The sequence below is a fragment of the Curvibacter sp. CHRR-16 genome (genome assembly GCF_018474005.1).
In the GTDB taxonomy this organism is placed as follows: domain Bacteria; phylum Pseudomonadota; class Gammaproteobacteria; order Burkholderiales; family Burkholderiaceae_C; genus Allorhodoferax.
Window position 1 is genome coordinate 219,604 of the sequence record NZ_JAHCSH010000004.1, and the last position, 20,752, is coordinate 240,355.

Annotated in this window: 20 protein-coding genes; 11 read left to right on the top strand and 9 right to left on the bottom strand. The window is 60.6% G+C overall.

From position 1 onward, the window contains the following. The first annotated feature begins 2 nt into the window (after positions 1-2). From ntrB to KIK84_RS10695, 4 genes are all read left to right on the top strand, one after another. Complete coding sequence (ntrB, locus tag KIK84_RS10680; RefSeq protein WP_214123078.1) at positions 3-815, top strand: nitrate ABC transporter permease; 813 nt, start codon at positions 3-5, stop codon at positions 813-815. Continuing rightward, a complete protein-coding gene (locus KIK84_RS10685) occupies positions 812-1,645 on the top strand; it encodes an ABC transporter ATP-binding protein (protein ID WP_214123079.1) in 834 nt (277 codons plus the stop codon). Before ntrB ends, KIK84_RS10685 begins: the two co-directional genes overlap by 4 nt. A 39-nt stretch (positions 1,646-1,684) precedes the next feature. Then, a complete protein-coding gene (locus KIK84_RS10690) occupies positions 1,685-2,005 on the top strand; it encodes a hypothetical protein (protein ID WP_214123080.1) in 321 nt (106 codons plus the stop codon). A gap of 168 nt (positions 2,006-2,173) precedes the next feature. After that, on the top strand, positions 2,174-2,584 hold the full coding sequence (locus tag KIK84_RS10695) for a lysozyme inhibitor LprI family protein (protein WP_214123081.1): 411 nt from the start codon (positions 2,174-2,176) through the stop codon (positions 2,582-2,584). A 177-nt stretch (positions 2,585-2,761) separates the two neighbouring features. Here the strand turns inward: KIK84_RS10695 and KIK84_RS10700 are convergent, their stop codons facing one another. From KIK84_RS10700 to KIK84_RS10710, 3 genes are read right to left on the bottom strand one after another with little or no spacing between them, the layout of a single operon-like run. Beyond that, the gene (locus KIK84_RS10700) at positions 2,762-3,082 is read right to left on the bottom strand and encodes a type II toxin-antitoxin system PemK/MazF family toxin (protein ID WP_214123288.1); all 321 of its coding nucleotides are present in this window, start codon (positions 3,080-3,082) and stop codon (positions 2,762-2,764) included. Then, entirely contained in the window at positions 3,076-3,330 is a 255-nt protein-coding gene (locus KIK84_RS10705; protein WP_214123082.1) for an AbrB/MazE/SpoVT family DNA-binding domain-containing protein, read from the bottom strand. Before KIK84_RS10705 ends, KIK84_RS10700 begins: the two co-directional genes overlap by 7 nt. Positions 3,331-3,379: 49 nt before the next feature. Then, positions 3,380-4,777 carry an ANTAR domain-containing response regulator gene (locus tag KIK84_RS10710; protein ID WP_214123083.1) on the bottom strand — a complete coding sequence of 466 codons (1,398 nt, stop codon included), beginning with the start codon at positions 4,775-4,777 and terminating at the stop codon, positions 3,380-3,382. Positions 4,778-5,056: 279 nt separating this feature from the next. Here KIK84_RS10710 and nirB point away from each other — a divergent pair, with 279 nt between their 5' ends. Genes nirB through KIK84_RS10740 form a run of 6 tightly spaced genes read left to right on the top strand, consistent with a single transcriptional unit; the run spans position 5,057 to position 13,310 of the window. After that, positions 5,057-7,537 carry a nitrite reductase large subunit NirB gene (gene nirB / locus KIK84_RS10715; protein ID WP_214123084.1) on the top strand — a complete coding sequence of 827 codons (2,481 nt, stop codon included), beginning with the start codon at positions 5,057-5,059 and terminating at the stop codon, positions 7,535-7,537. Between the two features lie 52 nt (positions 7,538-7,589). After that, positions 7,590-8,345 carry a type IV pili methyl-accepting chemotaxis transducer N-terminal domain-containing protein gene (locus KIK84_RS10720; protein WP_284150489.1) on the top strand — a complete coding sequence of 252 codons (756 nt, stop codon included), beginning with the start codon at positions 7,590-7,592 and terminating at the stop codon, positions 8,343-8,345. A gap of 34 nt (positions 8,346-8,379) precedes the next feature. Next, positions 8,380-8,790 (top strand): nitrite reductase small subunit NirD, encoded by a 411-nt coding sequence (nirD, locus tag KIK84_RS10725; protein ID WP_214123086.1) that lies wholly within the window; start codon positions 8,380-8,382, stop codon positions 8,788-8,790. An 8-nt stretch (positions 8,791-8,798) separates the two neighbouring features. Continuing rightward, positions 8,799-11,795 carry a nitrate reductase gene (locus KIK84_RS10730; protein ID WP_214123087.1) on the top strand — a complete coding sequence of 999 codons (2,997 nt, stop codon included), beginning with the start codon at positions 8,799-8,801 and terminating at the stop codon, positions 11,793-11,795. 20 nt (positions 11,796-11,815) lie between these two features. Further along, the gene (cobA, locus tag KIK84_RS10735) at positions 11,816-12,643 is read left to right on the top strand and encodes a uroporphyrinogen-III C-methyltransferase (RefSeq protein WP_214123088.1); all 828 of its coding nucleotides are present in this window, start codon (positions 11,816-11,818) and stop codon (positions 12,641-12,643) included. After that, positions 12,633-13,310: a type IV pili methyl-accepting chemotaxis transducer N-terminal domain-containing protein gene (locus KIK84_RS10740; RefSeq protein WP_214123089.1), complete on the top strand. Its 678-nt coding sequence runs from the start codon at positions 12,633-12,635 to the stop codon at positions 13,308-13,310. Before cobA ends, KIK84_RS10740 begins: the two co-directional genes overlap by 11 nt. Before the next feature lie 17 nt (positions 13,311-13,327). On the opposite strand, the gene KIK84_RS10745 is transcribed toward KIK84_RS10740, so the two are convergent. The 3 genes from KIK84_RS10745 to lysA all read right to left on the bottom strand — a co-directional run bounded on the left by KIK84_RS10745 (position 13,328) and on the right by lysA (position 16,937). Beyond that, the gene (locus tag KIK84_RS10745) at positions 13,328-14,350 is read right to left on the bottom strand and encodes a sensor domain-containing diguanylate cyclase (RefSeq protein WP_214123090.1); all 1,023 of its coding nucleotides are present in this window, start codon (positions 14,348-14,350) and stop codon (positions 13,328-13,330) included. Between the two features lie 2 nt (positions 14,351-14,352). Further along, positions 14,353-15,522 (bottom strand): S-methyl thiohydantoin desulfurase domain-containing protein, encoded by a 1,170-nt coding sequence (locus tag KIK84_RS10750; protein ID WP_214123091.1) that lies wholly within the window; start codon positions 15,520-15,522, stop codon positions 14,353-14,355. A 134-nt stretch (positions 15,523-15,656) separates the two neighbouring features. Further along, on the bottom strand, positions 15,657-16,937 hold the full coding sequence (gene lysA, locus KIK84_RS10755) for a diaminopimelate decarboxylase (protein WP_214123092.1): 1,281 nt from the start codon (positions 16,935-16,937) through the stop codon (positions 15,657-15,659). An 81-nt stretch (positions 16,938-17,018) separates the two neighbouring features. Between lysA and KIK84_RS10760 the strand changes: the two genes are divergently transcribed. Continuing rightward, positions 17,019-17,981 carry a LysR family transcriptional regulator gene (locus KIK84_RS10760; RefSeq protein ID WP_214123093.1) on the top strand — a complete coding sequence of 321 codons (963 nt, stop codon included), beginning with the start codon at positions 17,019-17,021 and terminating at the stop codon, positions 17,979-17,981. Positions 17,982-17,996: 15 nt separating this feature from the next. Here the strand turns inward: KIK84_RS10760 and KIK84_RS10765 are convergent, their stop codons facing one another. From KIK84_RS10765 to KIK84_RS10775, 3 genes are read right to left on the bottom strand one after another with little or no spacing between them, the layout of a single operon-like run. Continuing rightward, a complete protein-coding gene (locus tag KIK84_RS10765) occupies positions 17,997-18,473 on the bottom strand; it encodes a hypothetical protein (protein WP_214123094.1) in 477 nt (158 codons plus the stop codon). Positions 18,474-18,492: 19 nt separating this feature from the next. Next, positions 18,493-19,770 (bottom strand): GGDEF domain-containing protein, encoded by a 1,278-nt coding sequence (locus KIK84_RS10770; protein WP_214123095.1) that lies wholly within the window; start codon positions 19,768-19,770, stop codon positions 18,493-18,495. After that, a complete protein-coding gene (locus KIK84_RS10775) occupies positions 19,767-20,738 on the bottom strand; it encodes a YHYH protein (protein WP_214123096.1) in 972 nt (323 codons plus the stop codon). Before KIK84_RS10775 ends, KIK84_RS10770 begins: the two co-directional genes overlap by 4 nt. Between the last annotated feature and the right edge of the window lie 14 nt (positions 20,739-20,752).

Sequence of the window (20,752 nt, forward strand, 5' to 3'; positions counted from 1 at the left end):
CCATGAGCGATACCTCTGCACCGCGCAGACCAGACCTGTCTTGGCTGTGGCACAGCGTGCTCCCACCCGTGCTGGGCTTGGCCTTGTTGGTGCTTATTTGGGAGTTGGTCAGTAAAGGCACCGCAGGCTCCATACCCGGCCCCAACGCCACACTGCAAGAAGCAGTCGAGCTGTTCTCCAAGCCCTTCTACCGCAACGGCCCCAACGACCAAGGCGTGGGCTGGAACGTGCTCAACTCCCTGCAACGCGTGGCACTGGGCTTTGGCTTGGCTGCAGTGGTGGGCATTCCGGCGGGCTTTCTGATTGGCCGATTTGACTTTTTGGGCCGCATGTTCAACCCCATCATCAGCCTGCTGCGCCCAGTGTCACCACTGGCGTGGCTGCCCATTGGCCTCTTGGTGTTCAAGGGGGCCAACCCGGCTGCTATCTGGACTATCTTTATCTGCTCCATCTGGCCCATGGTCATCAACACCGCAGTGGGCGTGCAGCGCGTGCCCAAGGACTACCTGAACGTGGCCCGCGTGCTCAACCTGAGCGAGTGGAAAGTGTTCACCAAAATCCTGTTCCCTGCCGTGCTGCCCTACATGCTGACGGGCGTGCGCTTGGCCGTGGGCACCGCGTGGCTGGTCATCGTGGCCGCTGAAATGCTCACCGGCGGCGTAGGCATTGGCTTTTGGCTGTGGGACGAGTGGAACAACCTGAACGTCACCCACATCCTCATCGCCATTCTCGTCATCGGCATCGTCGGCTTGCTGCTGGAAACGGCACTCATCCGCTTAGCCAAAGCTTTCACGTTTGAAGAGGTGTCTTCATGAGCGACAAATACCTGCAAATCGACGGCGTAGCCCAAACCTTCAAGACGCCCAAGGGCGCTTTTCAGGCGCTGCGCGACATCCACCTGCACATCAACAAAGGCGAGTTCGTCGCCCTCATCGGCCACTCCGGCTGCGGCAAGTCCACCTTGCTCAACCTGATAGCCGGGCTGACCAGCCCCACCGAAGGCAGCTTGCTGTGCGCCAACAAAGAAATACGCGGCCCCGGCCCGGAGCGCGCCGTGGTGTTCCAAAACCACTCGCTGCTACCTTGGCTCACCTGCTATGAAAACATCTACCTGGCCGTAGAGCGCGTGTTTGGCAGCAGCCGACCCAGCGCTGGCGGTGGCCGCACCAGCGCCGAGAGCAAAACCCAGCTCAAAGCCCGCACCGAAGCCGCCCTGGCCATGGTGGGCCTGACCCACGCCACGCACAAACGCCCCGGCGAAATATCCGGCGGCATGAAGCAGCGCGTGGGCATAGCCCGCGCCCTAGCCATGGAACCGCAAGTGCTGCTGATGGACGAGCCATTCGGCGCGCTGGACGCGCTGACACGCGCCAAGCTGCAAGACGAACTGCTAGAGATAGTGGCCAAGACCCAGGCCACCGTGGTCATGGTCACCCACGACGTGGACGAAGCCGTGCTGCTGTCCGACAAGATCGTGATGATGACCAACGGCCCCGCCGCCACCATCGGCGAAGTGCTGCAGGTAGAGCTGCCCCGCCCCCGCTCCCGCGTGACGCTGGCTGACGACCCGCAGTACCAGCACTACCGCAAAGAAGTCATCGACTTTTTGTACACCCGGCAGGGGCATGTGGAGAGGGCGGCGTAGGGATAGGCAGCTGGGTGGGCGATGCTAGGATGTCTAGATATGGCTTCAATGATGACTTCTTCTGCTTGTCGATATATTTCTTTTGCAGCACTAGCTGTTTTCTTTTCAACTTTGTCATCAGTTCACGCTGCTATGTACGTCCAGGGCGCGAGATACGAGCGCAAAGATGGGGCTTATATAAGCATCGCCAATCCGGCCGAATCTGAGGATGGATTAGATCGAGCGCATTTCGAATTGCAATCGCTTGGCAACATCGTTGCTGGAACGCCGACTGTAGGAAACCTAGAGGGTGAATTGACCTTCACACGAGACTCGTGCGCCGGTTTTTTTCAAGCCCGGATATTCCATGTGCTCTTATAGTTACGTTTGTTGGGAATCGTGCACAGGCTTATCAAATCGGCCTCTGCTATTCTGGGGCAGGAGCCTATGCGGATGGGATTTATTTCAAGGTCAAGGGAAAGCAATTAAAAACTCGCAGAAGTAGCATTGCTCAGTCTGTAGCCTTCCCAACTTCTAGATGAATCACCCATGCGAGCTTTGATTTTTGCTGCAATACTTTTGAACACCACTCTTGCTGCCAAAGCAGATGAATGGGATTTTGCGGCGCAACACAAACAGCATTGTTCTGTCGGCGGACAAGATGTAATGAACGTTTGCTTGGCAAACGCCTATCGAGACACAAACCAACGCCTGAGTGCTCTTTACGAACAATTGCAAGTTGTGCTTGAAGACGGTACTAGCCTCAGAAAAGCGCAAGCAACTTGGCTGCGCTTTCGCGATCAAACCTGTGAGTACGAAGTATCTGGTCTTGTGAAAGACAACGCCGGGCTTTACGCCTATGCGAAACATGCTTGCATGATCGACATAACGGAGAAACGAATTCGTGATTTGAAGGAGTACCTTTCATGGGACTGCAATGGCTGCCCAGGGCGTAAATAGCGCAACAAAGTATCTCGATAGCATTTTGAATATAAGCCGCTGGACCTCGCTTGAGGAGAGTCAAACCCTAATATATTGACACCTTACTGGGGCGACACCTCACCACAGACCGACTGACCCAATATCAAAAAAAGCTGCGAGGGGAGCACTGCCCCGTTCGATAGCAACCATCTTTCCTCACACCGCAAATATCTCCTGCAGCGTTGCCAGCACGGCTGCCAATGTCTTGGGTGACACAGCACCCAGCTTCTTGACCAAGCGCAACTTGTCTACCGTGCGCAGTTGATCGAGCACGATCAGCCCCTTGGTCCCTGCGTGGGTAAGCGGCACTCGGAACGGGGTGGCAAATCCTTTGGAGGTCATGGGAGCCACCATCACAGTCTTGAGGTGGTCGTTCAGCTCAGCAGGCGACACCACCACGCAAGGGCGCGACTTTTTGATCTCGCTGCCCACCGTGGGGTCTAGGTTGACCAGCCAGATGTCACCGCGCTTCACCAGCCCAGCTCCTCATCGCCCGCGTTGGCAAACTCACCCATCAGCAGCGCATCACCACCCTGCGCTGCCACGGCTGCAGCTGCATCAGCCCAGCCAGCGCGCACGGGCTTGGTGGGTTTGCGCAGCACGATGCAGCCGTTTTCCACCACCACCTCTGCGCTGGATTCCGCATCTAACCCCACCTGCGCCAGCAATGGCTTGGGCAGCACCACGCCTTTGCTGTTCCCGATAGTCCTGATAGCAATTTCCATGACCAGCTCCTGTTGCAACAATGTTATTCCACAAAGAATAGCACAGCCCCTAACCCAACAACACCTGCAAGCTGTGCTCGTACTGGCTCGATAGCTGGTCAAACGTGGTCAGCAATTGCTCGCTGCCGTCGCACAGCAGGTGCAGTTGCTCCAAGCGGCTGTGGCCTTGGTGTTGCGGGGCGGTTTGGGCGGCTCGCACCAATCTAAGCCACAGTACCCCGGCCTGGGTTAGCGCATCGCTAATAGCTTGGCTGCTCAGTGGGGCGGCGTTCAGGCGCAGCAGCGCGGCTTCAAAGGCCTCTTTGGCGCTGGCCATGCCCACGTGGGCGCGCTGCTCCAGCGTGGCCTCGCCCAGCCCCAACAGCAGAGCGTACTTGGCGTAGCGCTGGCTCAGCATGCGCTGGCGGCCCGCTACATTGAGCAGTTGCAGGCGGGCAGCGCCTTGGCTCTCTAGCCGGTTGGTCAGCGCGTCGGCTTCTTGCAGCAGCACCTCGGCGGCGCTGTCCAGCGCCAGGGGGTCGTCGCGCTGCAGGCGAACTTGCAGCTGCTGCCACACGGCCTGCAGGGCTTGCAGGTCGGAGCCAAACTGCTGCACGTCCACATGGCGCTGCAAAAAAACCAGATTGCCATCGGCCCAGCGCACGCTCTCGTCCAACAGGGTTTTGCACTGGGCTTGGTTCACGCCTGCCAACTGCAGCCAGTGCAGCTTGACGATGCGCTGGCTCAGCATGCGCAGCTGGCCGCAGCGGTTCAGGCTTTCGGCCAGCACGGCGCTGTCCACCACGGTTTGGGCCAGTTCGCCCAGCCGCATATTGGTGTTCATGGCGGTGGAGCGCAGCAGGGTAAAGGCCTCATCATCAGGCAGCGCCTGCGTGCGCATGAGCAAGCCTTTAGCCCGGTCCACAGCGATGCGGTCTTGCAAACGGCGCGACACCTCTTGCAGTGCCTTCAGCTCACGCTGCACCTGCTGCTGGCGCACGCGAGCCAGACACACCAGCGCAGGCAGCTCATGGGCTGCGTGGCCCTGCAGACCGTAGTAGTGCACACCACGTTCCAGCGCTTGGTGCATGCTGGCGCTACGGCTGTCTTGGGTGAACAGCAGCACGCCACCGCTGTAGTGCTGCGCTAGGCGCGACAGCCCTGCCAACAGCGCTTCGTCTACCTGCTCGGCGGCACACAGCACGGCTTGCGGCTGGGGCTGTGCGGCCAGCACGTGGGCTACCCAATCTAGATGGGCATCGGCCGTATCCAAGGCCAACACCGCAGACCAAGCTGCACCGATATCCTGCTCAACTGGGGTGGCTTGGTTGGCATACGCCGCTTGGCAGTCGGCCAGCAAGCGCTGCCAAGCGGGGCCGTGGCCTAGCACCAGCACGGGTTGAGCAGCGGGCGAAGCAGTGGAAGCTGCAAACAAAGCAGCAGAGGATGGGGCAGCGTTTTTGGACATGCCCACACTGTAGCAGTGGGTATGCCACCGCCAAGCCTTGGAACTCAAGTCTGCACTGAAGACAGCACACATGGCACGCAGTTTGCTTAATCCTATCCAGCGCAACGAAGCGCACCTGCCCCTTGCAGCAACACCACCACCGTATTCAGTGGGTTGCGACCAGCCAAGGCGGCATTCCGATTCCCCCTTTTGTTTCACACGAACCGGAACCCACAGGTGCCCTGCTCCGCTATTGCGCGCCTGTTCGTCCGGCTCGGTAGCGCTTTGGAGTTCAGGCCCATGAAAAAAGCACGACTGGTACTCATTGGCAACGGCATGGCCGGTGTCCGCACCATCGAAGAGCTGCTCAAGCTCGCACCAGATTTGTACGACATCACCATTTTTGGTGCAGAGCCCCACCCCAACTACAACCGCATCATGCTCTCGCCCGTGCTGGCCGGGGAGCAGCAGGTTAGCGACATCGTGCTCAACCCGCTGGACTGGTATGCCGAGAATGGCATCACCCTGCACACGGGCAAAAAGGTGGTGAAGGTAGACCGCGTGCAGCGCGTGGTGGTGGCTGAGGACGGCACACAGGCCCCATACGACCGCCTGCTGCTGTGCACGGGGTCTAACCCCTTCATGCTGCCCATACCGGGCAAAGACCTGCCCGGCGTATTGGCCTACCGCGACATAGCCGACACCGAGGCCATGATTGCCGCAGCCAGCCAGTACCGCCATGCGGTGGTGATTGGCGGCGGACTGCTGGGCTTGGAAGCAGCCAATGGCTTGAAACTGCGTGGCATGGACGTGACCGTGGTGCACGCCACCCAAACGTTGATGGAGCGCCAGCTCGACAAAACCGCCGGAAGCATGCTGCAAAGCGCGCTGGAAGGCCGTGGCCTGCAATTCCGCATGGGCGCACAAACCCAAGAACTGGTAGCCGGGCCCAGCGGTCGCGTGGCCGCTATCCGCTTCAAAGACGGCAGCGAGTTGCCTGCTGATCTGGTGGTGATGGCCGTGGGCATTCGCCCCAACACCGAACTGGCGCAAAGCATGAACCTGCATGTGGATCGCGGCATCGTGGTAACCGACACCATGCAGACCGTGACCGACGCCCGCATCTACAGCGTGGGCGAATGTGCCGCACACCGGGGCGTGGCCTACGGGCTGGTAGCCCCGCTGTTTGAGCAGGCCAAAGTAGCCGCCAACCACCTGGCCCAGATGGGCATAGGCCGCTACACCGGATCGCAAACCAGTACCAAGCTGAAAGTAACGGGCATAGACCTGTTCTCGGCAGGCAACTATTTGGGAGCCTCCACCGGCAAGGCCGAAGACGCTAGCTGCGAAGACATCGTGCTAAGCGACCCGTTCAGCAATGTGTACAAGCGCCTGGTAGTGCAAGACAACAAGCTGGTAGGCGCTTGCCTGTATGGCGACACAGCCGATGGCAGCTGGTACTTCAAGCTGATGCGCGAAGGCACGCCGGTGAACGACATCCGCGACCGACTGATGTTCGGGCAAAACTTCACCAGCTCCAACACGGGTGACGTAGGACACCAAGGCCACAACAAAGCCGCTGCCATGGCCGACAGCGACGAGGTGTGCGGCTGCAACGGCGTCACCAAAGGCGCCATCTGCAAGGCCATCAAAGACAAAGGCTTGTTCACGCTGGAAGACGTGCGCAAGCACACCAAGGCCAGCGCCAGTTGCGGCTCGTGCACAGGCTTGGTGGAGCAGATCATCATGGTCACCGCAGGGGGTGACTTCTCGGCCACACCGAAGAAGAAAGCCCTGTGCGGCTGCACCGACCACAGCCACCAAGAGGTGCGCGAGGCCATCCGCACCCCGCTGGCAGACGGCAGCAAGCTGCTGAGCATAGGCAGCGTCTACCAAGCCTTGGGTTGGCGCACGCCCAACGGTTGTGCGACATGCCGCCCAGCCGTCAACTACTACCTCATCAGCACATGGCCGCACGAGGCCAAGGATGACCCGCAAAGCCGCATGATCAACGAGCGCAGCCACGCCAACATCCAAAAAGACGGCACCTACAGCGTGATACCGCGCATGTGGGGCGGCGAGACCACGGCGTCTGAACTGCGCCGCATTGCCGACGTGGTGGACAAGTACCAGATACCCACCGTGAAGGTGACGGGCGGCCAGCGCATCGACCTGCTGGGCGTGAAAAAAGAAGACCTGGTGGGCGTGTGGAAAGACCTGGACATGCCCTGCGGCCACGCCTACGCCAAGGCGCTGCGCACCGTGAAAACCTGCGTCGGCTCGGAGTGGTGCCGCATGGGTACCCAAGACAGCACCCAGATGGGCAAAGACCTGGAGCGCGCCCTGTGGCGCATGTACGCCCCACACAAGGTGAAACTGGCCGTGAGCGGCTGCCCGCGCAACTGCGCGGAAGCGGGCATCAAGGACGTGGGCGTGATCGGCGTGGACAGCGGCTGGGAGCTGTACGTGGCGGGCAACGGCGGCATCAAGACCGAGGTGGCCCACTTCTTTGCCAAGGTGAAAACCGCCGAAGAAGTGCTGGAGTACAGCGGTGCTTTCTTGCAGCTCTACCGCTTGGAAGCGTGGTATCTGGAGCGCACCGTGCACTGGGTCAATCGCGTGGGCTTGGACTATGTGAAGCAGCAAATCTTGGACAACGCCGACAAACGCAAAGCGCTGTGGGCGCAGCTGCAAGCCGCACTGGAGGGCGAGCCCGACCCATGGTTTGAACACGCCAAGGCGCAGGTGGATGTGCGCCAGTTCACCCCCATTAGCGCCTAAGCCCAGCCTTATGCTTCGCCGACAACACCTTCTCTGTTTGGCTAGCGCTGCCATGTTGGGTTGGGCACACACTGCCAAGGCTCTAAACAGTGATAGCAACAGTGCTTTGACGGCTGCTATCAACAAAGCAGGTCGCCAGCGCATGCTCAGCCAACGCATGAGCAAAGCATGGCTCTGCTTGGTGCTGGGCGTGCAGACAGATCGAGCCAAGGATGTACTGCGCGCATCCACCGAGTTGTTCGAAAAACAACTCAGTGAGCTGCAAGCCTTTGCACCCAAAGCTGAAATTGCCAGCACCTACACCCAGCTCGGCGCGGCTTGGCAAGAGTTCTCCGCCACATTGCAAACCAACACTGCCAGCAACGCTGGTCAGCTCTTACTGCAAGATAGCAAAGTACTGGCCTTGGCACACCAAGGCACACAGCAACTTGAAGCAGAACTGAACCAACCCATTGGCAAGCTCGTCAACATTGCAGGCCGACAACGCATGCTCAGCCAACGCATGGCCAAGTTTTATTTCGTGAGCGTATTGAAGTCCGATGCACAAGCAGAGAGCGAGATCGTCAAAGCACGCAACGAGTTCTTGTCAGCACTAGAAACCCTCAAAAAATCTCCATTGGCCACGCCCAGCATCTTGAACGAGCTGGCCTTGATCGATGGGCAATGGGTCTTTTTCAACGCTGCATTGCAAAAGCTGACAGCCGATCAAAACAGACAGCGCTCCATGCGCGACGTTTTGATTGCCAGTGAAAACATCCTGACCGAACTGGACAAAGTGACAGGCCAATACGCTGCTTTATCTAGTTAACGAACCCCATACAGCCGCATTCAAAGGAAGCCCCATGACCACAGGCACCCACCCCACCGACTGGACTTATATCTGCCAACTGCAAGACATTCCCGTGCTGGGCGCGCGGCGTGTCAGCCGCCCACAAGGGCTGGACGTGGCAGTGTTTCGCAACGACCGCGACGAGGTGTTCGCCCTGCTCGACCGTTGCCCGCACAAAGGCGGCCCGCTGTCGCAAGGCATTGTGTTTGGCACCCACGTGGCCTGCCCGCTGCACAACTGGACCATTGGCCTATGCGACGGCCAAGCCAGCGCGCCCGATGAGGGCTGCACCCCCAAGTTCGCCGTGCAGCGTGAGGGCGATGCCATTTACCTGCTGGCCAGTGAGCTCAGCGGCCACGCCGTCGCCGAGACACGCCCCGTGGCAGGCCCCGTACAGCGGATCACCCAACACAAACAGGCCTAAGGCCCACGATGACTCCGACGATGACGCCCATGGTGACCAGCACGCTCGCCCCTGCGGCTACGCACACAACCCGCTCCACCTGCCCCTACTGCGGGGTGGGCTGCGGGGTGCTCATCGAGCACGATGGCACGCACATCAGCGGGGTGCGCGGCGACCCCGAGCACCCGGCCAACTATGGCCGCCTGTGCTCCAAAGGGGCCAGCCTGCACCAAACCGCCACGGTAGAGATACACCGCCAAACCCGCGTGCTGCACCCGCAGTGGCGCAGCCACACCAGCGGGCCTTGGCAGGCACTGGGCTGGAATGCCGCGCTGGACATGGCGGCCCAGCGCATCGCCAGCACGGTGCAGCAGCATGGGCCGGACTCGGTGGGTTTTTACCTCTCGGGCCAGTTGCTGACGGAGGACTACTACGTCTTCAACAAACTGGCCAAGGGCCTGCTGCAAACCAACAACCTGGACACCAACTCACGCCTGTGCATGAGCAGCGCGGTGGCGGGCTACAAAAAGTCGCTCGGTGCCGATGCGCCCCCGCCCTGCTACGACGACATAGCGCTGGCGCAGTGCTTGTTCATCACAGGCTCGAACACGGCGTTTGCGCACCCTATCCTGTTCAGGCGCATAGAGGATGCCAAGCGCGCCAACCCGGCGATGAAGATCATCGTCTGCGACCCGCGCCGCACCGACACCGCCGAGCTGGCCGACCTGTACCTGCCCCTGCTGCCCGGGACCGATGTGCTGCTGTACCAAGGCATGCTGCGCATCATGCTCGACGAGGGCTGGCTCGATACCGACTTCATCGCCCAGCACACCGAGGGCTTTGACGCACTCCAGCAGAGCGTGGCGGATTTGGAGCCCGCCACGGTGGCCGCCGCTTGCGGCATCGGGCTGGACGATTTGCTGCAAGCCACGCGCTGGTTTGCCGGAGTAGACAGCGGTAGCCGCAGCCCGACCCTGAGCCTGTACTGCATGGGCCTGAACCAGAGCAGCCACGGCACGGACAAGAACACCGCCCTCATCAACCTGCACCTGGCCTGCGGGCAGATTGGCATCCCCGGCGCAGGCCCCTTTAGCCTGACCGGCCAGCCCAATGCCATGGGCGGGCGCGAGGTAGGCGGTCTCTCTAACCTGCTGAGCGCCCACCGTGACATGGCCAACCCCGAACACCGCGCCGAAGTGGCCGCGCTGTGGGGTGTACCCAACGTACCCAGCCAGCCAGGGCTATCGGCCATCGACATGTTCCAAGCCGCGGCGGATGGGCAGATCAAGGTGCTGTGGATAGCCTGCACCAACCCAGCACAAAGCCTGCCCGACCAAAAGCTGGTGCAAGCGGCGCTACAGCGCTGCGAGCTGGTGGTGCTGCAAGAAGCCTTTGCCACCACCGCCACCGCCCGCTACGCCCACCTGCTGCTGCCCGCCACCACGTGGGGCGAGAAAGACGGCACCGTGACCAACAGCGAGCGCCGCATCAGCCGCGTGCGCACCGCAGTGCCACCGCCCGTGCTTTTGCCAGCGGATGCGCCAGAAGCCTTGACGGCCACCGCAGACACCCTGGCCGACTACGCCCCACGGCACGACTGGGCCATAGCCGCCGCGCTGGGCCAGCGCCTGCAAGCGCTGCTGCACCCCGACTGGCCTACCCTGTTCGACTACCCCAGCCCCGAGAGCGTGTGGAACGAACACCGTGCCAGCACCCGGGGCCGTGACTTGGACATCACCGGCCTGAGCTACGCCGCACTGGAGCAGGCGCCGCAGCAATGGCCTTGCCCGGCTGGGGAAAGCACAGGCCTTGCCCAAGGCCAGGTACAAGGAACAGTACGCCTGTACACCGACCACCGCTTTGCCACGCCCAATGGCAAGGCGCGCTTTATCACCACACCCTACCTGAGCGTGGCCGAAGAGACCGATGCGCGCTACCCCATCGCGCTGACCACAGGCCGCCTGCGCGACCAGTGGCACGGCATGAGCCGCACCGGCAACGTGGCGCGCCTGTACGCCCACCAAACCGAACCGGTGTTGCAACTGCACCCGCTGGAGGTGGAGCGCCTAGGCTTGCGTGATGGCGCGCTGGCGCGCGTTCGCAGCCGCCGTGGCGAACTGGTGCTGCCCGTGTTGTCCAGCCCCGATCTGGGGCGCAACCAAGCCTTTGTGGCCATGCACTGGGGGATTGAGTGCCTCAACGGCGGCGTGAACCTGCTGACCAACCCGCGCTACTGCCCCGACTCCAAGCAGCCCGAGCTGAAGCACAGCGCGGTAGCGGTGAGCGCCGTAGCCCCCACCGAACTACCTTGGCAACTGTCCGCCATGGTGCTGTGCGGCCCGGATACGCTGCACACCACGCGTCAAGCGCTGCAGGCCTGCATGCAGGATCTGCAATACGCCAGCTGTGTGCTGGCCACTGGCCCAGCTGGCGATGCCGTGGTACTGCGCGCCGCGCATACCACCAGCCCAGCTAGCCCTACTGGCAGCGCAAATGGCTTGCTGGAGCGCCTACAAAGCGTACTGGGTTTGCCGCACAGCGCAGTGGGTATGGCACTGGCAGCAAGCCAAGAAAGCAGCCAAGCCAACACCGCCAGCTATAGCGATGCCCAGCGCGGACTATGGCGGCAAATCCGCTGGGACACGGGAACCAAGCATAGTGCTCTGTCTGCGACTCAGACTACCCCCGCGTTGCAGGCCTTTTTATTGGTTGGCCCACAGGCTGCCCCTGCCAGTACGCACGACTGGATGGCCCAACTGCTGCTGCAAGCCACGCCCATTGGCCCACTGGCTGCAGCCCTGCTGCGCGGCGTGCCAGGCGAAAACGTGGCGGCCCCCAGTCCCACCGTGTGCAGTTGCGAGGGCGTACGCCAAGACGCTATCGAACAAGCGTTGACACACATGCTGCATGTTGCCCCTGCAACAAGCGCCGAGCAACAACTGCAGCAGCTCAAAGACACCTTGCGCTGCGGCACGGGCTGCGGCTCCTGTGTGCCACAACTGCAGCGTTTGATCCGTATCCACTGAGGTTTTCATTGAGGTTTTGCATGCCCACCACGCCTGTTTCCACTTCTTCTTTGACCCTGTGCCCCGGCAGCGTGACACTGGTGGGCGCAGGCCCGGGTGATCCCGGTTTGCTCACCCTGCATGCGGTGCAAGCCATTGCCCAAGCCAGCGTGCTGCTGGTGGACGATTTGGTGAACGACACAGTGCTGCAACACGCTGCACCGGGCGCACGCATCATCCATGTGGGCAAGCGTGGGGGCTGCGTGTCCACACCGCAGTCCTTCATTGAAAAGCTGATGATCACCGCCGCCCGCGAAGGCGAGTGTGTGGTACGCCTCAAGGGCGGTGACCCTTTCATCTTTGGGCGCGGTGGCGAGGAGGTAGAACACCTGCAAGCCGCTGGAGTGCCCGTGCAGGTGGTGCATGGCATTACTGCCGGACTGGCAGCGCTGGGGCGCTTGCAGGTGCCGCTGACGCACCGCGACCACGCGCACGGCGTGCTGTTCATGACTGGGCACAGCAAACCCGGTGGTCAAGCCCCGGACTGGGCACTGCTGGGACAGACGGTGCAGCAGTGCAAGCTAACGCTGCTCATCTACATGGGCATGGGCCAGCTAGAGGGTATCCAAGCCGGGCTGCTGAACAGCTTGGCCGATACCACGCCAGCGGCTATCATCCAGCACGCTAGCTTGCCCACCCAGCGCCATGTGGTGTGCACTTTGGCCAACCTGCACGCTACCGCCGCGCGCGAACACATGGGTAGCCCCAGCGTGGTGGTGGTAGGCGATGTGCTGCAGGGCCTAGCCCAGCTTGCCAGCACGACGGACGATACAGCCACCACATTCATGCCCCTGCGCCATGCCAGCTAATCCCAGCGTGCCCTCCTCTTCCGCGTCGGCCCAACCCGCCTCGCACCTGAACTTGGCTGGCCGCCAGCGCATGCTCTCGCAACGCCTGCTGCTGCAAACCATGCTGGCCAGCCAAGCCAGTGACCAAGCAGCCAACCCACATTTGGCTACGGCACAAGCCACTCGGACGGAATTTGAGCGCAGCCAGCAAGCCTTGGCCCAATGCTGGCAGCACTACCCTGCCCCAGCCAGCCAGACGCTGCGCACCCTGTACACCGAGGTACAAGGCATCAGCCCCGTGGTACAGGACTTTTGCCAGCGCATAGACCAGTGCCACCAAGCGATTGCCCAGCGGCGTGACAGTGTTGCACTGGTGCATGCGGCCGTCAGTTGCGCTGATGCGGTGCTGCAGGCGCTCAACCGCGCTACCGAGGTGTTTGACCAGATCAACCGCCAAGCCGAAAAAGCCCTGTTCCAAGAGTTGCAACACATCGTGGGGCGCGTGCAAGAGATTGCCCGCGAAGCCAAAATTGTGAGCTTCAACGCCCAAGTCATTGCCGCCCGCGCAGGCACCGAAGGGCGCGAGTTTTCAGTGGTGGCCAATGTGCTGGCGGGCATCAGTGGCCAAGTGACCGAACTGTCGCAGCAAGCGCTGCAGTTGGTGGGAAACAAGAACGCCCGCAACTGACACCAGCGAAGTAAAGGCTACAGGGGATTGGACAACCCCACCAAATTACCCAGCACTTGGTTGCGGCCTGCATCTTTGGCTTGGTACAGGGCGCGGTCGGCACAGAGCAGCAAATCCCCAAAACCCATAAGTGGCAGTTCCAAAGCGTCTTGTAGATCATCCACGGACAAGGTGGAAACGCCGATGCTGGCTGTACAGGAAACAGTCAAACCATTGCCAATCCCAATTTGTTGTTGCTCGACGCTTTGGCGCAGCGCTTCGGCCATATGCATTGCCTCAGCATAAGGGGTGGTGGGCATCAGCACAGCAAACTCTTCGCCCCCTAAGCGGGCCACCACATCATGGCCCCGTCGGAAGCGGCTGCTGCACAGCTCGGCCACTGCGCACAAAACAGCATCGCCCACGGGGTGACCCCAGGAGTCATTGATTTGCTTGAATCGATCCAAATCAATCACCAGCAAGGACAAGCACTGCCCTTGACCAACGCTGCGCAGGGTTTCGCGCTCGCCAGCCTCGATCAGCACGCGGCGATTGGCCAGCCCTGTCAATGCATCGGTCGAGGCCAACACCTGCAGTTCATGATTCATGCTGCGCAGCATCTCGTTTTGCTCTACCAAACGCTGGTTGAGCTCAGCAAGCTCGGCCTCATGGCGCTTGCGGGCATCGATATTGAAGGTCACGCCAATGAAACGGGTCTCCAACCGATCTGCCGAGACCTCCACAATCTTGCCAAAGTTGGCATACCAAACCCACTCGCCTTGGCGCGAGCGCATTCTGCATTCGCTGCGATAGACAGTTGTTTCCCCTGCCATATGGCGCTCAATGGCCTCTTTGACCGCTTCCACATCGTCAGGGTGCACGAGTGAAAACACGTCATCCATGTAGTCAAGGCGATCTTGTTCGTTGTAACCCAGTTCGGCAAAGATACGCGTCACTCGCTGGGTTACCTCTCCCGTGGAGAGGTTGTTTTCCCATAGGTCTAACCCCGATGCTTCCAGTGCCAGCTGGAGTCGGTTTCGATAGAGGTCTTCTTCACTCATACCTACATACTGTAGGGCAATTGTCCAGCGTAGCCAATTTGTTGCAATAGGCCTGCAAAAGATGCCATCACACCGGGTGTTTGGTACAACTTCTTATCAGCTTGTACTTTGATGATGCTCACCGTTGCCCCCGTGCTCTGGGCAGTGGTGAAGTCGTAGTAATCGGCCAGATCGTTGGTGGCATTGGAAAAAGGCATGCCCGTGCTTTCTGAGTAGTAGCAAATGGAGTCTGGGGCTACCACCAACGGTGATGTACTGGCTGTTGAATAGAGCAGCAAGCTTTCATTGAGGTTGTACAAATAGCAGGTTGCGGTGCTGTTGGCAGGATCTGGCGCGTTGTCTAACCGCACCACGCCTGCGTCAAGCGAGGACTGATCGGTAGCCTGCTGCACGGCGGTGATGTAGTAGTTTTCGACCACCACAGTAGCCGTTCTTTGGGTTGCTTTTTCAATGGCCTCGGCCACTGCGCTCGATGACAAAGGCACAGCAGCGTCATTGAGCAATTGTCCCAGTTGGTGGGCTTGTAGCAAGGTACCTGCGATGTAGTTGCCAGTCAGAGCAAATGCATTCGCTTGGGTGGAAGGCCACAGCGCAATGCCCGCGAAACTGCCAAATTCAGCCACCACACTCCCCGCCAGTGTTTCCACCCGCTCGGCACTGTTGGCGTTGATGATGGCGGACTCTACTTGCGCTGCCGATTTATCGTTGGCCACTGCACAAGGGGATGCGGCCAAATTGAGGCTACCTGCGAAAGTGGTTTGGGGCAGTTCAGGCACTGCTCGGCCCGCACCGTCTCCATCGACAACCCACCACTGCTTTTCCCACGCGGCCAGCAAAGGCACCAGCGAGTTGATGGCACCCACCTCCCCCGGGATCAAGCAGCCAAAACTGTTGTTCATGCTGGAGGAGAGTGCCGACAAGGCATTGTTGTAACTGCCGCGCACGTTATCCAAGGTCAAACCCACAGCCGCGTCTGGCGATCCCATCATGGCCAGCATGCAGGCATTGGTCTGGCCATCGTAGCCCTGCACAGTCACAGAACCCGGCCAATCCGCTATGCCTTGCAGCACATTGAGCGCGTCTTGGAAACTGCCACCCCCTCCGCTACCGAGCAAGGCTGCGCCAATAGCGACGCACAGCAAATCTTCTTGGTCAAAAACTGCACTGGTCATATTCCGTCCTTTCAGGCCTACCACCACATTGGAAACAGGAAAGTATCGACGGAAAGTGTTGCACAATTCTGACAATTCAAAACGTGCATTTACATGCATATTCCCAGCCAATTCACCAGCGTTTGGCCATCAACTCAAATCAGCTCTTGCTCCAAGGCCAACAACTCTTGCACTGTTTGGCGGCGGCGAATCAAGCGCCCCTTGCCGTTTTGCGGGCCGCCTTCCACCAGCACTTCGGCAGCCAAGGGGCGGGTGTTGTAGTTGGAGGACATGGACGCCCCGTAGGCTCCTGCATCGTGCAGCACCAAAATGTCGCCCACCTGTGCGGCAGGCAGGTCGCGAGTGAGCACCACGCCGCCATCGGCCTGGGTAAAGACATCGCCCGATTCGCACAAGGGGCCGGCCACCACCACAGGTTGCAGTGGGCCTGTGGGTACGGTGCCATCGGGGCGTAGCAGGCTCATGCCGTGGTGGCTGCCGTACATGGCCGGGCGCATCAGGTCGCTAAAGCCGGCGTCCACCAGCACAAAGCGCTGGCTGCCCTGCTCTTTGATGGCGCGCACTTCGGCCAGCAGCACACCGCTTTCGGCAACCAAGTAGCGACCCGGCTCCAGTTCCAGCGTCACGGGGTGACCCAGCATGGTGGCCACTTGCTGGCGTGCAGCATCCCACAGGCTGAAATAGTGGGCGGTGTCGATGACAGGCTGGCCCGCTTGGTAAGGAATAGACAAGCCACCGCCAGCGGATATGGCCTGCAAGTCCATGCCCTGCTGCTGCACCACGCGCACCAAGTCCACCATGGCGCTGCACACCTCTTGCAAGTGGCTGTAATCCACGCCAGAGCCAATGTGCATGTGCACGCCCACCAGTTCCAGACCGTGCTGGCGCACTTGCTGCAGGGCTTGGGGTAACTGGGTGTGCCAGATGCCGTGTTTGCTGTGCTCGCCGCCGGTGTTGGTCTTATTACTGTGGCCATGGCCAAAACCGGGGTTGATGCGCAACCACACAGGGTGGCCGGGGCTGGTAGCGCCTAGCTGGCCCAGCATATCAATGGATCCGCAGTTCACTGGCACGCCCAGCTCGGCCACGCGGGCCAGCGTGGTGCGGTCCAGCACGTCGGCGGTGAAGACGATCTCGGCGTGGCTGCCGTGTTCGCCGTGCTGCACACCTGGTTGAAAGCCCGCAGCGATGGCACGCTCCACCTCGCCCAGCGAGACGGAATCCACGCTCACGCCCAGGCTGCGCATATGGCGCAGGATGTGGATATTGGAGTTGGCTTTTTGCGCAAATCGCAGCACGTCAAACGGCTGGAGCGCTTGCACGCGCTGGGTGATGGTGTCTGCGTCGTACACCCACAGTGGGGTGCCGTGTTGGCGGGCCAGTTGGGCCAGCAAGGTGGGGCTAAAAGGATTCATGCCCGCATCATGCCGCCACCCATCTATGCCTGCAATGCCATTTTTATGCTTTATTAATTCATTTTGGATATAGTTTGCAGCATGCCCCAACCCACCCAATCCACCTCGCGCGCCCCTGCCCTGAGCCACCGCCAGCTAAGCTGGTTTCGCGCCCTCATGCTGCACGGCAGTGTGAGCCGGGCCGCCGAGGCCTGCCACACCTCTCAGCCCACACTGAGCCGGGAGCTAGCGCGGCTGGAGCAGCTACTGGGCTACGCGCTGTTTGACCGTGTGCGTGGGCGCTTGCGCCCCACGGCGCGGGCCTTGGCGCTGCTGCAGGAGGTGGAGCGTTCGTTCATAGGGTTAGAGCAGATCGCCCAACGCGCCCACGAGCTGCGGGGCATGGCCAGCAACCGTGTGCGCATTGCCTGCCTGCCCGCACTGGCGCACGCCCTGCTGCCGCAGGTGCTGCGCCGCGTAGCGCTGCAGTTGCCACAAGCGGCCATCAGCGTGGTGCCACTGGAGTCGCCTTGGCTGGAGCAAGCCCTGATTGAGCAGCGCGTGGACTTAGGGCTGAGTGAGATTGCTGAACCGCCGCCGGGGCTGGAGCTGCTAGGCCAATGGCAAACCAGTGAAGTAGTAGTGCTGCCCGCACGCCACCCGTTGGCCCTGCGCCAGAGCACCAAAACCAGCCCCCCCCCCAACATCGCCATTACCCCGCACGATTTAGCAGGCCTGCCCTTTATCAGCCTAGCGCCCAACGACCCCTACCGCCAAGCCATCGACCAACTGTTTGCCGATCTGGGCATAGAGCGCCAACTGCTGCTGGAAACCAGCAGCGCCGTGGCGGTGTGCGCCATGGTGCAGCAGGGTTTGGGTGTGAGCATCGTCAACCCCCTGAGTGCTGCCGCGCTAGAGCCCACAGGCATTGCGGTGCGGCCCTTGTCGGTGGACATACCGTTTCGCGTGAGCCTGCTGCAAGCCAGCCAAACCGAAGTAAGCGATGAAGCCCTGCCAATGCACGCCCTGCTGCGCGAAGCCATCCATGCAGAGATGCTGCGCTAAAGGCCATGCCAACCGCTACAAATTGTCGTAATCGATGAAATACACCTTCAAAGACTCTTTATCGACCAGCATGAAGCAAGGGCGATCATGGTCAAAAGAGACGGCCAGCACATGGAATGTCGCTCGCTCCATGAGGTAGGTAAATCGCTGCGAGTCAGCACCATCGCGCTTGCCCTTGAATTGGAAGTCAGTCAACCGCAATGCTGGCTTGTCTGGCACTTCCAAAACAAGGGTATTACCCACACGGCTAACGCCGCTTGGCATAGCACCATCGCGCTCTTGGTACTGCTGGTTACCCAGCTTGAAGTACTGATCAAAAAATACCTGATCAATATCCACAATACCCAGTAATTGGGATGCTGCACGCGTAGAAACGCGTGTGACAAACGGCTGCTTGAAGATGTAACCCTGCCGCCCGTTGAAATCCTGCGCGTGGGCTGCGATACCAAAGGCCAGAATCCAACTGGCTGCCACGAATTTTCTGACCATCATTTCACCACCATGCCATCGATTAGCTGGGCACGCACACCCGGTTGCGTCCCTCGTTTTTGGCACGGTACAGCAAAGAATCCGCCTCGTGCAAAGCCGCTTCAAAGTCCTTTTGCTGCTGGGCACTGCACAAGCCAAAGCTCATGGTCACATGCAAACCGGGATGTACCTGCTCCCAGTCGTAGGATTCGATGCGCTGGCGCAGCAACTCGCACACAAGCTCGGCTTGGGTCAAGGCGGTTTCAGGGAAAGCAATCACAAACTCCTCGCCACCATATCGGGCCACCAAATCGGTAGCGCGCAGCTGGGTATTGAACACCTCGCCAATGCGGCGCAACACCTCGTCGCCCACTGCGTGCGAATAACTGTCATTGATTTGCTTGAAGTGATCCACATCGGCCAGCACCACTGCCATAGGGCGCTGGTAGCGATTGGCCTGCTGCCACAACTGGCGCCCCTGCTCGTCAAAGTAGCGGCGGTTGTGCAGGCGCGTTAAGGCATCGCGCATGCTCAGTTCACGCAATTCGTTGGCCATGGCTTCTATGCGCTGGTGTGACTGGTTGAGTTCTTCATACTGCCGAGCCAAGGTGGCACTCATGCTGTTAAAGGACTGGGCCAGTGCCCCCACCTCATCGCGGCTTTTCACATCCACGGTCTGCTTCCATTGGCCTTGTTCCATACGCCCTGCCGCCAAGGTCAACGCATGCAAATTGCGGCTCAAGCGATGCCCCAACCACCACCCCAGCCCCAGCGTGAGCAGCAAGGCAACACCTCCGCCTTGCACAATTGCCCACCGCAAGCCCTCCACATTGGCACGATCTTGCTCGGTGAGGTTGGGCTTGGCCGATGGCACCATATACGCCACCACCGTCCCGTGGTACGTGATGGGCTGCCACACCTGCTGGTGCTCTGGCTGAACAGGTTGACCGCGCCTGTAAGGCGGCACCCCCGACAAGGCCAAACCTTGTGTATCGAACAAATAAAAGCGAAATGGTGGCGGTGGTGGCGCGCTGGGCCCGCTGATTGCTGCCCCTTGTGGATCAGCAGGCGGCGCTTTGCGCTTGTCTATGAAAGCCTTTAAGCCGCCATAAGGGCGCCCAGCCTCCCATGAGCCATAGGTGTCAAAGTACGCCTCCACGTCTGAGCGAAAGTCTTGCGCCGCTATTTGCAGGCGCTGGTCGGTAAAGCGCTCCATGAGCTTCCAATACGCCAAGCCCGACACGGCCACGATGGAGCACACGCTCACGGCGACAAAAGAGGCCACCAGCTTGCTACGCAGAGAAAAAAGCAAAGAACTCACAAAACATCTCCTCGGCGTGGGGGTGGCATACCACCTGGCCCCATACCTGCAGGACCACCGGGCCCCATGCGACGGCTAGGGGGTGGGCCACTGATGGTCCTCACATCGCTCTGCTGGTAGCTGCCACGCAGGCAGCCAGCGGTGTACGGAAAGTCCCACGTGGCGTGGTAGTGGTACAGGGTGACCAGCTTGCCATCCCACACCACGCTATGGGTGTGGCCATGGCACTCGTCCAAGTCCTGACTGCTCAACTCTTGACCATCTTCCCCATAACGGCCATAGATGCCAAAACCATCGAGCATGTAGCCCACCAACGCCGAATGGCTGCTGCCCTCGCCACTACCACCACGCTTGTCCTCTAAGCAGGTGCTCACACTGTGGTAGTGGTACACGCCCGACTCTTGCGGATGGCCTTGGCACGCGTCTTGGGTTTCATGGGCCACGGCGTCACGGCCCGGTGCATCCAAGGCATTGAAGAGCACCACGCCAGACAACAAGACCCCCACAGCACCGGGCGCACAACTGGGCTGGGCCGCCAACTGCGGCCACTGGGGCAGGCTCAAGCGCATGCGCTGGGAGGAGATGCGGTTGGGGTTGCGGTCGTACAAAAACGCTTGGCTATCGCTCGGTATGGGGTAGATGCCCGTGGAGTGCACAGGCAAAGCATTGGTATCCAAAATGCGCTGCCCGTCTTGCACCATGGTGCTAAAGCTCGATGGCCACGACACCGCGCCGGGCACTATGGGCTTGACCGTGAAGTCGTAAATGCCTTGCGCCACCTTGATCCACGGGCCCACCACTTGGGCCCCACCGGCTTGCGGGTCTATGCGGCAGGCCCAAATCCACCCCTTGCGCGGGGCATTGGACAAGCGCCCATCGCCCAGCGGCAAGGCGGTCAAGTCGTGGGCCCACGCCGACAGCATGCCCAAGCCATACAGCACCAATCCACACCACAGAGCACGCCGCATACCACCTCCCTTTA

What these genes read in the sequence shown, in the direction of transcription:
- ntrB (WP_214123078.1), top strand. Translation starts at nt 3, where the DNA reads ATGAGCGATACCTCTGCACCGCGCAGACCAGACCTGTCTTGGCTGTGG.
- KIK84_RS10685 (WP_214123079.1), top strand. Translation starts at nt 812, where the DNA reads ATGAGCGACAAATACCTGCAAATCGACGGCGTAGCCCAAACCTTCAAG.
- KIK84_RS10690 (WP_214123080.1), top strand. Translation starts at nt 1,685, where the DNA reads ATGGCTTCAATGATGACTTCTTCTGCTTGTCGATATATTTCTTTTGCA.
- KIK84_RS10695 (WP_214123081.1), top strand. Translation starts at nt 2,174, where the DNA reads ATGCGAGCTTTGATTTTTGCTGCAATACTTTTGAACACCACTCTTGCT.
- KIK84_RS10705 (WP_214123082.1), bottom strand. Translation starts at nt 3,330, where the DNA reads ATGGAAATTGCTATCAGGACTATCGGGAACAGCAAAGGCGTGGTGCTG.
- KIK84_RS10710 (WP_214123083.1), bottom strand. Translation starts at nt 4,777, where the DNA reads ATGTCCAAAAACGCTGCCCCATCCTCTGCTGCTTTGTTTGCAGCTTCC.
- nirB (WP_214123084.1), top strand. Translation starts at nt 5,057, where the DNA reads ATGAAAAAAGCACGACTGGTACTCATTGGCAACGGCATGGCCGGTGTC.
- KIK84_RS10720 (WP_284150489.1), top strand. Translation starts at nt 7,590, where the DNA reads ATGTTGGGTTGGGCACACACTGCCAAGGCTCTAAACAGTGATAGCAAC.
- nirD (WP_214123086.1), top strand. Translation starts at nt 8,380, where the DNA reads ATGACCACAGGCACCCACCCCACCGACTGGACTTATATCTGCCAACTG.
- KIK84_RS10730 (WP_214123087.1), top strand. Translation starts at nt 8,799, where the DNA reads ATGACTCCGACGATGACGCCCATGGTGACCAGCACGCTCGCCCCTGCG.
- cobA (WP_214123088.1), top strand. Translation starts at nt 11,816, where the DNA reads ATGCCCACCACGCCTGTTTCCACTTCTTCTTTGACCCTGTGCCCCGGC.
- KIK84_RS10740 (WP_214123089.1), top strand. Translation starts at nt 12,633, where the DNA reads ATGCCAGCTAATCCCAGCGTGCCCTCCTCTTCCGCGTCGGCCCAACCC.
- KIK84_RS10745 (WP_214123090.1), bottom strand. Translation starts at nt 14,350, where the DNA reads ATGAGTGAAGAAGACCTCTATCGAAACCGACTCCAGCTGGCACTGGAA.
- KIK84_RS10750 (WP_214123091.1), bottom strand. Translation starts at nt 15,522, where the DNA reads ATGACCAGTGCAGTTTTTGACCAAGAAGATTTGCTGTGCGTCGCTATT.
- lysA (WP_214123092.1), bottom strand. Translation starts at nt 16,937, where the DNA reads ATGAATCCTTTTAGCCCCACCTTGCTGGCCCAACTGGCCCGCCAACAC.
- KIK84_RS10760 (WP_214123093.1), top strand. Translation starts at nt 17,019, where the DNA reads ATGCCCCAACCCACCCAATCCACCTCGCGCGCCCCTGCCCTGAGCCAC.
- KIK84_RS10765 (WP_214123094.1), bottom strand. Translation starts at nt 18,473, where the DNA reads ATGATGGTCAGAAAATTCGTGGCAGCCAGTTGGATTCTGGCCTTTGGT.
- KIK84_RS10775 (WP_214123096.1), bottom strand. Translation starts at nt 20,738, where the DNA reads ATGCGGCGTGCTCTGTGGTGTGGATTGGTGCTGTATGGCTTGGGCATG.